The 12,096-nt window shown below is 42.6% G+C and carries 11 protein-coding genes; 9 read left to right on the top strand and 2 right to left on the bottom strand.

Annotated features, from left to right (window positions below; genetic code table 11):
• Nucleotides 1-9 precede the first annotated feature (9 nt).
• From purM to purD, 4 genes are read left to right on the top strand one after another with little or no spacing between them, the layout of a single operon-like run.
• The gene (gene purM, locus QE429_RS24110) at nt 10-1,044 is read left to right on the top strand and encodes a phosphoribosylformylglycinamidine cyclo-ligase (RefSeq protein ID WP_307290630.1); all 1,035 of its coding nucleotides are present in this window, start codon (nt 10-12) and stop codon (nt 1,042-1,044) included.
• Entirely contained in the window at nt 1,041-1,643 is a 603-nt protein-coding gene (purN, locus tag QE429_RS24105; protein ID WP_307290628.1) for a phosphoribosylglycinamide formyltransferase, read from the top strand. Before purM ends, purN begins: the two co-directional genes overlap by 4 nt.
• Nucleotides 1,618-3,156 carry a bifunctional phosphoribosylaminoimidazolecarboxamide formyltransferase/IMP cyclohydrolase gene (purH, locus tag QE429_RS24100; protein ID WP_307290627.1) on the top strand — a complete coding sequence of 513 codons (1,539 nt, stop codon included), beginning with the start codon at nt 1,618-1,620 and terminating at the stop codon, nt 3,154-3,156. Before purN ends, purH begins: the two co-directional genes overlap by 26 nt.
• 18 nt (nt 3,157-3,174) lie before the next feature.
• On the top strand, nt 3,175-4,446 hold the full coding sequence (purD, locus tag QE429_RS24095; RefSeq protein ID WP_307290626.1) for a phosphoribosylamine--glycine ligase: 1,272 nt from the start codon (nt 3,175-3,177) through the stop codon (nt 4,444-4,446).
• Here the strand turns inward: purD and QE429_RS24510 are convergent.
• Entirely contained in the window at nt 4,443-4,556 is a 114-nt protein-coding gene (locus QE429_RS24510; protein WP_373463282.1) for an EYxxD motif small membrane protein, read from the bottom strand. The genes purD and QE429_RS24510 overlap by 4 nt on opposite strands.
• Before the next feature lie 470 nt (nt 4,557-5,026).
• Nucleotides 5,027-5,332: a YgaP family membrane protein gene (locus tag QE429_RS24090; RefSeq protein ID WP_307290625.1), complete on the bottom strand. Its 306-nt coding sequence runs from the start codon at nt 5,330-5,332 to the stop codon at nt 5,027-5,029.
• Nucleotides 5,333-5,500: 168 nt separating this feature from the next.
• Between QE429_RS24090 and QE429_RS24085 the strand changes: the two genes are divergently transcribed.
• From QE429_RS24085 to pcrA, 5 genes are all read left to right on the top strand, one after another.
• Entirely contained in the window at nt 5,501-7,249 is a 1,749-nt protein-coding gene (locus QE429_RS24085; protein WP_307290624.1) for an adenine deaminase C-terminal domain-containing protein, read from the top strand.
• A 54-nt stretch (nt 7,250-7,303) separates the two neighbouring features.
• Nucleotides 7,304-8,368 (top strand): DUF3048 domain-containing protein, encoded by a 1,065-nt coding sequence (locus QE429_RS24080; protein ID WP_307290622.1) that lies wholly within the window; start codon nt 7,304-7,306, stop codon nt 8,366-8,368.
• Nucleotides 8,369-8,398: 30 nt separating this feature from the next.
• Complete coding sequence (locus tag QE429_RS24075; RefSeq protein ID WP_307290620.1) at nt 8,399-8,713, top strand: YerC/YecD family TrpR-related protein; 315 nt, start codon at nt 8,399-8,401, stop codon at nt 8,711-8,713.
• A gap of 333 nt (nt 8,714-9,046) precedes the next feature.
• Nucleotides 9,047-9,730, top strand: a complete 684-nt coding sequence (pcrB, locus tag QE429_RS24070; protein ID WP_307290618.1) for a heptaprenylglyceryl phosphate synthase — start codon at nt 9,047-9,049, stop codon at nt 9,728-9,730.
• Between the two features lie 71 nt (nt 9,731-9,801).
• Nucleotides 9,802-12,066 carry a DNA helicase PcrA gene (gene pcrA / locus QE429_RS24065; RefSeq protein ID WP_307290616.1) on the top strand — a complete coding sequence of 755 codons (2,265 nt, stop codon included), beginning with the start codon at nt 9,802-9,804 and terminating at the stop codon, nt 12,064-12,066.
• Nucleotides 12,067-12,096 lie beyond the last annotated feature (30 nt).

The raw sequence follows: 12,096 nt of genomic DNA, 5'->3' as shown, positions 1-12,096 counted from the left end.
GGAACTGGCATGACAAACGCATATAAACAAGCAGGCGTAAATATCGAAGCAGGGTATGAAGCTGTGGAACGTATGAAAAAGCATGTCCAAAAAACAGCAAGAGCTGGTGTCATCGGCGGCCTGGGCGGATTTGGAGGCATGTTTGACCTGTCCGCGCTCCATTTGAAAGAGCCAGTTCTGGTGTCAGGCACCGACGGGGTTGGGACAAAATTAAAGATTGCTTTTATGATGGACCAGCACGATACCATTGGGATTGATGCGGTTGCCATGTGTGTCAATGATATCGTTGTTCAAGGAGCAGAACCTCTTTATTTTTTAGATTATATTGCGTGTGGAAAGGCCCTTCCGGAAAAAATTGAGGCCATCGTAAAAGGCATTGCAGATGGCTGTGAGCAGGCAGGCTGTGCGTTGATTGGCGGTGAAACAGCAGAAATGCCGGGACTTTATCGTGAAGACGAGTATGATCTTGCCGGCTTCACGGTTGGAGCATGTGAAAAGCAAGCCCTAATTACGGGTAAAGACATAAAGCCAGGGGATGTATTAATCGGATTAGCCTCAAGCGGCATCCATAGCAACGGATACTCCCTTGTCAGAAAAGTATTCAATAACTGGTCATTGATTGAATATGTAAATGAACTAGAGTGTACCTTAGGGGAAGAGTTACTCAAACCAACCAAAATCTACGTGAAGCCTATTTTATCCGCACTGAAAAAATTCAAGCTGAAAGGTATGGCACATATCACGGGCGGAGGTTTCATTGAAAACATCCCTCGGATGCTTCCTTCCGGTCTAGGAGCAGACCTGATTGAAAAAAGCTGGCATATTCCTGCCGTGTTTAAGCTGATATCTGAGGTTGGACAAATTGGATACAAAGAGATGTATAATGTCTTTAACATGGGTATCGGAATGGTTGTCGCTATTGACAGGGAACATGCAGTAGAACTAGTCCAGCATTTCCGAGAGGCTGGGGAAACGGCTTATGAAATTGGCGCAGTCACTGACCAAGAAGGCATTCACATTAAAGGATTTGGTGAGTGGGAATGAAACGATTTGCTGTGTTTGCATCAGGAAGCGGGAGTAATTTTCAAGCGATCGTAAATAAAGTTCAATCTGGGGATTTGACGGCCGAACTATCATTGTTAATTTGCGATCAACCAGGAGCGTATGTGATTGAAAGAGCGAGGATGGCACGCATCCCAACTTTTGTGTTTCGGGCAAAAGATTATCCGAGTAAGGCAGATTATGAGCGAGAAATTTCCTTCCTTCTAAAGGAAAGGAATATCGATTTTATCGTCCTGGCTGGATATATGCGTTTGATAGGTCCTACCTTGCTAAAAGAGTTCGAGGGTCAAATCGTCAATATTCATCCTTCTTTGCTTCCGGATTTTCCTGGCAAAGATGCCATTGGTCAGGCCTTGGCGGCTAAAGCGAAATGGAGCGGGGTAACCATTCATTATGTGGATGAAGGCATGGATACAGGACCCATTATTGTACAGGAACGAATTCGTTTAGAGGATCAGGAGACACGTGAAAGCCTGCAAGAGAAGATTCAAGCGATTGAACATAAACTCTACCCATCGATTCTACAAATGCTATTAACCAGAGGAGAGGTCATTCATGAAGAAAAAACGCGCACTTATTAGTGTTTCTGATAAAACCGGTGTAGGAGAATTTGCCAAGGAACTAGCTTCACTTGGCTTTGAAATCATTTCAACCGGCGGGACCAAGAAGATGCTTCAAGAACAGGGGATTCCTGTTTTAGGTGTAAGTGATGTTACTGGATTCCCAGAAATTTTAGAAGGACGCGTGAAGACGTTAAATCCGTTTATCCATGGTGGATTGCTTGCAAAACAAGATAACACGGACCATCAGCAGCAGCTCGAGGAACACGGAATCGAGCCAATTCAGTTGGTTTGTGTCAATTTGTATCCATTTCAGCAAACGATTGAGAAACCGGAGGTAACGGTGGAAGACGCGATTGAAAATATTGATATCGGCGGTCCAACCATGCTTCGTGCCTCTGCTAAAAACCACCAATATGTCACAGTTGTAGTGGATCCGGCTGACTACCAGACAGTGCTCGCGGAATTGAAGGCTAATGAAGAAACAAGTCTTGAAACTAGAAGAAAGCTGGCAGCCAAGGTGTTCCGTCACACAGCAGCCTACGACGCACTAATTGCAGGCTATATGACCGATTTAGCACAAGAAGAAACACCTGAAAAAATGACCGTTACATATGAATTAAAGCAGACATTACGATATGGAGAAAATCCACATCAACAGGCTTCTTTTTATAAAAAGCCACTGGGCTCAGTGTTTTCCATTGCCTATGCTGAGCAGCTACATGGCAAAGAACTATCTTACAACAACATCAACGATGCCGATGCAGCACTGCAAATTGTGAAAGAATTTTCTGAGCCAGCAGCCGTTGCAGTAAAGCATATGAATCCATGTGGAGTGGGCACAGGAACAACAAGCTTCGACGCGTTTAACAAAGCCTTTGCCGCAGACCCTGTTTCGATATTTGGTGGCATTATCGCGTTCAACCGTGAAGTAGATGCAGAAACAGCAAGTAAGCTTCATGAAATCTTTTTAGAGATTATCATTGCACCAGCGTTCACGGAGGAAGCATTATCGATTTTAACAAGCAAAAAGAATCTCCGTTTGTTAACGATTTCGTTTGATGGAGTGAAAAAGAAAGAGCTGAAATTGACATCGATCGAAGGGGGCTTGCTCGTTCAAGACCAGGACCGCTATACCCTGGAAGATGCGGATGTTAAGGTAGCTACAAAGAGACAGCCGACAGATGCAGAATGGGAAGCATTAAAGCTAGGCTGGAAGGTCGTGAAGCACGTAAAATCCAATGCGATTGTTGTAGCGAATGAGGAAATGACGATTGGAATTGGTGCCGGTCAAATGAACCGTGTGGGAGCAGCAGAGATAGCGTTGAAACAGGCAGGAGAAAAAGCACAAGGTGCAGCCCTTGCTTCAGACGCCTTTTTCCCTATGGATGATACTGTTGAAGCAGCGGCTAAAGCAGGCATTACAGCGATTATTCAGCCAGGTGGTTCAATCCGTGACGAGGATTCCATTAAGAAAGCGGATGAATACGGAATTACCATGGTGTTCACAGGAGTAAGACATTTTAAACACTAATTGTTGGGGGTGTGTTGGATGAAGGTCCTAATCATTGGCCGCGGTGGCAGAGAGCATGCTTTATGCCGAAAAGTTAGTGAAAGCACGTTGGTTGAACAAGTCTTTGTTGCACCTGGAAATGACGGAATGGTGGACGTAGCCGAGCTGGTTTCTATTGATGAGTCACAGCATGAACAACTCTTACAGTTTGCTGTGGAACAGGAAGTTGGATTAACGATTATTGGACCGGAAGTGCCTCTCTTAGCAGGTCTTGCAGATAAATTTGAAGCAGCTGGCTTACTTGTCTTCGGTCCTCGTCAAGTAGCGGCGGAGATTGAAGGGAGTAAATCCTTTGCTAAGGAACTAATGAGGAAATATCAGATCCCAACGGCCGATTATGCAGTGTTTACCTCTTATGAAGCAGCTCGTGATTATATTGAGGAAAAAGGTGCCCCAATAGTTATTAAAGCTGATGGATTAGCAGCAGGAAAAGGGGTAACAGTGGCCTTTACAATGGAAGAGGCGTTGGCAAGTATAGAGGAAATGCTTGTTGGTGCAAGATTTGGGGCGGCGTCTTCTCGAGTGGTCATTGAGGAATTCCTTAGCGGTGAAGAATTTTCACTAATGGCCTTGGTGAATGGTGAAACGGTCGTTCCACTGGAAATCGCTCAGGACCATAAACGTGCGTTTGATGGAGATCAGGGACCTAATACCGGCGGAATGGGGGCTTATTCACCTGTACCCCAAATTAGCAGGGACATGATAGAAACGGCAATCGAGACTGTCTTAATTCCGGCTGCAAAAGCGATGGTGCAGGAAGACAAAAGTTTTTGTGGAGTTCTGTATGCGGGGTTAATCGCAACTGTACAGGGTCCAAAGGTTATTGAATTTAATGCCCGTTTTGGAGATCCGGAAACCCAAGTTATTTTACCTAGATTACAATCGGATTTGGTGCAAGTGATGGTAGAATTGTTAGAAGGTGGCCGTCCTCAGCTCGAATGGTCGGATCAAGCAATGATTGGTGTTGTTGTGGCAGCGAAGGGATATCCTGACCAGTATGAAACGGGTGCTGTACTGACAGGATTGCAAGATTTTACGGATGAAGTGGTTACTTTTCATGCGGGTTCTTTGCAAAATGAATCTGGTGAATTTGTTTCTAACGGCGGCAGGGTTCTGCTTGTCGGTGCTAAGGCAGTAACTCTCTCGGCAGCGCAAGAGAAGGTCTATCAAGAGTTGGAAAAACTTCAGTGTGACGGTGTATTTTATCGGAAAGATATCGGGGCAAAAGCGATTCAGCCCGTTATTGGCTAACGGGCGCGTCTTTTACTTGATCGGCGCATGTATGCAAAGAGCAGGGCTACGATACTGCCGATAATCACAATTAACACAAATGACATATGACTAACGTATTCCCAAAACATCATCATCGACTCCTATCAGGGAGGCTGGCTCAGGTCAGGGGCGGATGCACCGACCCTTGACTGTGAGTGAGCCTCTGATTTTTTGTATGCCTCATTTCTAAAAAAGTTCTCTGTTATAAAATTGTTTATATGAGCCCGATTTCCCTTTCGGAATGTCGTGGAAGGTCGGGTAGAGAAGCTCTATGAACCCGTCTCCGTCTCGGAATGCCGAGAAAGGTCGCGTAGAGAGGTTCTATGAGCCCGAAATCCCATTCGAACGCCGAGAAAGGTCGCGTAGAGAGGTTCTATGAACCCGTTTCCCTCTCGGAATGCTGAGAAATGTCGCATAGAGAGGCTCTATGAGCCCGAATTCCCTTTCAAAAGCCGAGAAAGGTCGCATAGAGAAGCTCTATGAGCCCGAATTACCTTTCGAACGCGGAGAAAGGTCTCGTAAAGAAATTCAATGAACCCAATTCCTTCTCTGAACAGTTCTAAGACGGATTATAAGGCAGTACCTCTTCTCCATCAAAACCCTCTAAGCCCTCCATGCTATTCCGTGACTCGTTCGCAGGGTCCTCAACGTGCATTTTACACTGATATTGTTCATATAATGCGGTTAATGGACAATATCGAACAATGCCTTCTGCTACTTTCATTGCACCTAAAAAGGCAGCCAACAAATAAGAATCTCTCCAAGGACGCTTCACTAGCTTCGAGGTACTCCAAGCAAGAATAGTCAACCCAAAAGTAATCCGAATTAACGCGTTTAAAATCCCGATATTTGGCCGGATATTCAACGTGTTCACTCCTTCACAAGATTTTTACAATATTTTTCAATTCTTTACTGCGTTAAACGATAAAATATGATAATATAGTATCTAAAGAAATTTTTGTAAGGGCTTTCTTTATGATTAAATCAAGTTTTTGACATAGATATAGTTTGTTTGAAAAGGGAGGGATATGGTATGCTAGAACAACGCTACCGATGGAAAAACAAAAACTTACGCATGCATGTATCCGTTTTAGATGGGAAAACTTCTCCAACAATCCTATTGAAAAACGCCTTATATTTGAACCAGACGTTCCGTCAATGGATGAGAGGGAATATTTGGATTTACGACGATCGAATTGTGTATGTCGGTGAGAATCTGCCTGGACATATCGATGAAAAATGTGAAACCATTGATTGCACTAATGAGATTTTAGTTCCGGGTTACATCGAACCACATGCGCATCCGTTTCAATTATATAATCCCCTAACATTTGCGGCCTATGCATCACAGTTTGGAACGACAACGTTAATTAACGATAACATGGCACTTATTTTAAATTTGAAGAAAAAGGAAGCGTTTTCATTATTGCGTGACCTCCGCTCCATTCCCTCCACCATGTTCTGGTGGTGCCGCTTTGATTCACAAACAGAAATCCTGAATGAAGAGGAAAAATTCTCGCATAGTAATATTAAATCATGGCTGGAGCATGATGCCGTACTCCAAGGCGGAGAACTGACCGGATGGCCAAAACTGCTCGATGGAGACGATATGATGCTTCATTGGATGCAGGAAACGAAAAGAATGCGCAAGAAAATCGAAGGGCATTTTCCAGGTGCTTCAGAGAAAACGTTGGCTAAAATGATGCTGCTCGGTGCGGATTGTGACCATGAAGCCATGACGGGAGAAGAGGTTTACAATCGCTTAATGCAAGGCTATATGGTGTCATTAAGATATTCCTCCATTCGCCCGGATCTTCCGCAACTATTGGATGATATGAAGCGTTTAGGTATTGAAGCGTATGATAGATTACTATTCAATACAGATGGTTCATCATCTGCTTTTTATGAACAAGGTATCACTGACCATATGATTCGAATGGCCATTGAAAAAGGTGTACCTATTATTGATGCCTATAATATGGCAACTGTTAATATAGCAAGATACTATAATATCGACCATTTGTATGGGAATATTGCCACTGGTCGCGTAGCTAATATTAACTTCCTATCAAGTATTGAAAACCCAACTCCTGTTTCGGTACTAGCAAAAGGTAAATGGGTAAAACGGGATGGTGTGAGTGTAGGGGAAGCCTATCCTGGAGTCGATTGGAAAGATTACGGCTTGAAGCCGATGGAGTTAGATTGGGAACTCACCATGGATGATTTACAGTACTCGATGCCATTCGGGATTAAAATGGAAAACTCCGTGATTACAAAACCATACTCCATCTCCATTGATGTCTCAGGGGATGAACTTCCACCAGATCATGATGAGTGCTTCTTTACTTTAATTGACCGTAAAGGAAAGTGGAGAATTAACACACTGTTAAAAGGCTTTGCAACCAAGTTATCCGCTTTAGCAAGTTCGTTTTCTAATACGGGCGACATTATTTTAATAGGAAAAAATAAACAAGATATGCTTCATGCTTTTAATAGAATGAAAGAATTAGGTGGAGGCATAGTGGTGGTAGAGGAAGATCACGTGGTTTGCGAATTGCCGCTTTATTTAAGTGGAATTATGTCTGATCTTCCGATGGAAGAGTTAATGCAGCAGGAAAAGGGATTATTCTCCGTCTTAAAGGAAAGAGGCTATTCTTTCTCCGACCCGATTTATAGTCTGTTGTTCTTTTCTTCCACCCATTTGCCGTATATTCGCATTACGCAGCAAGGAATGTATGATGTGATGAACAAAACAGTACTCTTTCCTTCGATAATGCGTTAAACTGTAAATAAGTAAAGAGTTAAAGTGCGAAAGCAAAATAGGGGTGTTCTATACATGAAAAAATGGGCTGTAGCCATGGCAGCTGTCCTGTTACTGTTCTCAGGCTGCAGTAATAAGGAAAAAGAAAACGTACAAGAACCAGTAAAGAAAGAAAAAGTGGTTGAAAAGGTAGAAGATAACAAGCAAGAGCAAGAGAAACAAGAATACCCTTATTTTTACCCATTAACAGGTATTGGGTCTACTACTGAAACGGATGGAAGAGCCGTTGCTGTAATGGTGAATAATCATCCGAAAGCCAGACCACAATCAGGGTTAAATAAAGCTGATGTGGTGTATGAGGTGCTTGCAGAAGGAGATATTACCCGCTTTCTTGCTGTTTTTCAAAGTGAAAGGCCGGACAATATCGGTCCTGTCCGCAGTGCACGGGATTATTATGTAAATCTGGCAAAAGGATTGAATGCCCTTTATGTCGCTCACGGCTGGAGTGAAGAGGCAAAGAAGATGCTGGAAGGAAATGTTGTGGATAATTTAAACGGAATGGTTTATGATGGTACCCTGTTTAAGCGATCCAAAACCCGAAAAGCACCTCACAACTCCTATATTACTTATGATAATATACTAAAGGGAGCAAAGCAGAAGAAGTATTTAATGGAAGGAAGTCCCCCGAGCTTTACATTTATGTCTGAGGATGAGCGGAAACATGTAATCGGGAATGATGCCACATCTGTGCAAATCACTTATTCCAAGGGTGGAATTTCGGATTCTATTCTTGAATTCGATCCTACACTTGGCAAATATAAGCGCTTTTTTTCAGGTGGCGAACAGACCGTTGATTTAGACACCAAAGAACCAGTTTTAATTGATAACGTTTTTATTATTGAAGCTGTCCATAAAATCATTGACTCCTATGGCAGACGGGATATTGACCTTCAGTCAGGAGGGAGAGCGTACCTCATCCAAATGGGTAAGGTGAACGAAGTAGACTGGGCGAATAGAGATGGCTTGATTGTTCCCATGAAAAATGGGCAAGAGATTCCTTTGGTTCAAGGGAAAACTTGGGTGAATGTAGTTCCAACTAGTCCAGGACTTGAAAAAAGTATTTCTTTTAATGTTAAATAAACATTTTATCTTAAAGGGGTAATAAACTATATGCAAATTAATAAATTACGTGGAAAAGAGCTTGACCAATTGTTCCAAGCAGTCCTTTCATTAAAGGATTTGGAAGAATGCTATCGCTTTTTCGATGATTTGTGCACGATCAATGAAATTCAATCATTAGCGCAACGCCTGGATGTAGCAAGAATGCTGCGTGAAGGCAATACCTATCACAAGATTGAAACAGAAACAGGCGCAAGCACAGCAACCATTTCACGTGTAAAACGCTGCTTAAACTTCGGAAACGACACATATGAAATGGTGCTTGAACGAATTAAAGAAGAAAACAGCAAAAATACTAACGAATAAACAAACCGGAGAGACTAATCTTCGGTTTTTTCTTTTTATATAACGTGGTGGATATAGAATGCAGTTGTTTCAGGCACCCTGTTGATTGGAGTGGAAGGAGCGAAGACTCCTGTGGGAGTATGGTTCAGGGGAGACCCCGCAGACACAAGCGCCGAGGAGGCTCGCCGAAACACCCACGGAAAGCGAAGCTCCTGGAACGGAAATCAACAGGCATTTTAATCCGCAAAACAAACTGGATATGTTTTCTATAATTAGAATCACTGTTTTGTTTTTTTATCGAAAGGGCAAATGCTATAATGGTGTAATGGATTACTGAATGGGAGGATCTTTGGGATGTATGATTTTCGCGAGTGGCGGCATGTGTTTAAACTCGATCCAAATAAAGAAATAAGTGACGAGCAATTAGAGCAAATTTGTGAGTCGGGGACGGATGCAGTCATTGTAGGAGGAACAGATGGAGTAACACTAGAGAATGTTCTTGATTTAATGGCAAGAATCCGCCGTTATACGGTTCCGTGTGTCCTCGAAGTTTCAAGTATTGATACAGTCACACCTGGCTTTGACCTATACTTTGTACCATCCGTATTAAATAGTAATGATACAAACTGGGTGACTGGATTGCATCATCACGCGGTGAAGGAATTCGGTGAAATTATCGATTGGGAAGAGTTCGCGATGGAAGGCTACTGTATCTTAAACGAAGAATGCAAAGCGGCTCAACTGACATCAGCCAACGCTAATCTAACAACCGAGGATGTTAAGGCCTACGCAATGATGGCAGAAAAAATGTTCAAGCTGCCAATCTTCTATTTAGAATATAGCGGAAAGTATGGTGATCCTGCTGTAGTTGCGGAAGTGAAAAAAGTGCTTGACCAAACCACCTTATTTTATGGCGGGGGAATAGCAACTGTTCAGCAGGCAGAAGAAATGGCCAAGCATGCCGATGTCATTGTAGTCGGCAATGTGATTTATGACGATTTTGAACAAGCATTAGAAACCGTAAAAAGTGTCAAATAGGGATTTGCTTCCGAGCAAAATTAACGATATGATAAAAACAAGAACAAATGTTTGTAATGGTGGTGGATAGAATGCAATTTTTAACAGAAAAGCTATTAAACGGCCTGAATCCGGAACAGCAAAATGCCGTGAAAGCGACAGACGGACCACTGCTTTTAATGGCAGGTGCCGGAAGTGGTAAAACAAGAGTATTAACGCATCGAATTGCTTACTTAATAGTAGAGAAGCGCGTCAATCCTTATAATATTTTAGCAATAACCTTCACGAATAAAGCGGCAAGAGAAATGAAAGAACGTATCGGCAAAATGATGGGTGGAGCAGCCGAGGAAATTTGGATTTCTACCTTTCACTCCATGTGTGTAAGAATTTTACGTAGAGATATTGATCGAATGGGCTTTAACCGCAATTTTACGATTCTTGACACTACTGACCAGCAGTCTGTGGTAAAAAGTATTTTAAAAGACAAAAACATTGACCCGAAAAAATTTGATCCACGTGCCATTCTAGGTTCTATTAGCTCCGCAAAAAATGAACTGATTGATCCAGAAGAGTTTAAAAAGACGGCTGGCGGGTATTTTGAACAAGTGGTTAGTGATGTATACGAAGAATACCAAAAGCGATTACGTAAAAATCAAGCCCTTGATTTCGACGATCTAATTATGATGACGATTCAATTGTTTACTCGTGTACCGCAAGTGCTTGAATATTATCAGCGTAAATTCCAATATATTCACGTGGATGAGTACCAGGATACGAACAGAGCGCAATACATGCTTGTAAAACTATTAGCGAATCGTTTTAAAAATCTATGTGTTGTTGGGGATTCGGATCAGTCCATCTATAAGTGGCGTGGAGCCGATATTGCCAATATCCTTTCCTTTGAAAAAGACTACCCAAATGCGACGGTTATTTTACTAGAGCAAAACTATCGATCCACGAAGAGAATTCTTCTCGCGGCTAATAAAGTGATCGAAAACAACATGAATCGCAGAGCGAAAAATCTGTGGACTGAAAACCCGGAAGGAAACAAACTTGTCTATTATCGTGCTGATAGTGAACAGGGAGAAGCACAGTTTGTTGCAGGCAAAATTAAAGAACTAACTCGTGATCAAAATTATAACCTTTCAGATATAGCTATCCTCTATCGTACCAATGCACAATCCCGTGTGATGGAGGAAGTACTGCTTAAATCAAATATTGAATACAGCATTGTTGGCGGCATCAAGTTCTACGACAGAAAAGAAATTAAGGACATGCTTGCTTATTTACGTCTGATTTCAAACCCGGACGACGATATCAGCCTACAGCGTGTCATCAATGTCCCAAAACGAGGAATCGGTTCAAGCTCGCTTGATAAAATCGCTAACTTTGCTGCGATGCATGACCTTTCGTTATACCAAGCGTTAGACTCTATTGAATTAATCGGATTAAGTCCGAAGATTACAAAGGCAGCCAGGGAGTTCCGAGATTTAATTGGTAATTACACAAATATGCAGGAATTCCTATCTGTAACGGAACTAGTGGAAGAAGTGCTTGAAAAGACGGGATACCGCGAAATGCTGAAAGCGGAAAAGTCAATCGAAGCTCAGAGCCGTCTTGAGAACCTTGAGGAATTATTATCGGTAACGAAAAACTTTGAGGATGCTAGTGAGGATAAAAGCTTAGTTGCCTTCTTAACAGATTTAGCCCTCGTTGCTGATATTGACTCACTAGATGAGGATGGAGAAAAGGTTGATTCCATCACACTCATGACCTTGCACTCTGCAAAAGGATTGGAATTCCCAGTGGTCTTCCTCATTGGCCTGGAAGAAGGGGTATTTCCGCATAGCCGCTCACTTATGGATGAAACGGAAATGGAAGAAGAACGCCGTCTTGCATATGTAGGAATTACAAGGGCTGAGAAAAGCTTGTTCATAACTAATGCCCAAATGAGAACATTATTTGGTAGAACTAATATGAATCCGGCTTCAAGATTTATCGCAGAAATCCCTGAAGACCTAATCGAAGGGGTAGAGCTAGAAAGACGAATGAATACACCATTTGGCTCGGGCGGAAGAACATTTGGCGGTTCAAGTTCCTCCTTTGGCCAATCCAAAAGTTCATTTAGTACACCAGCAACTCCAAGAAAACCAGTAATGCGTCCTGTTTCAGCAGCATCTGGCGGAGATGAAATAGGCTGGAAGGTTGGCGACAAGGCGGAGCATGGTAAGTGGGGAATTGGAACGGTCGTGAGTGTAAAAGGGCAGGGAGAAGGAACAGAACTTGATATTGCTTTCCCAAGCCCGGCTGGGATCAAACGCCTGCTGGCTAAATTTGCACCAATTAAAAAAGCATAATCAATCGTGCTAAAATCCATGTGGATATAA

The organism is Bacillus sp. SORGH_AS_0510, assembly GCF_030818775.1.
In the GTDB taxonomy this organism is placed as follows: domain Bacteria; phylum Bacillota; class Bacilli; order Bacillales; family Cytobacillaceae; genus Neobacillus.
This window is presented reverse-complemented; position numbering and strand designations above follow the sequence as displayed.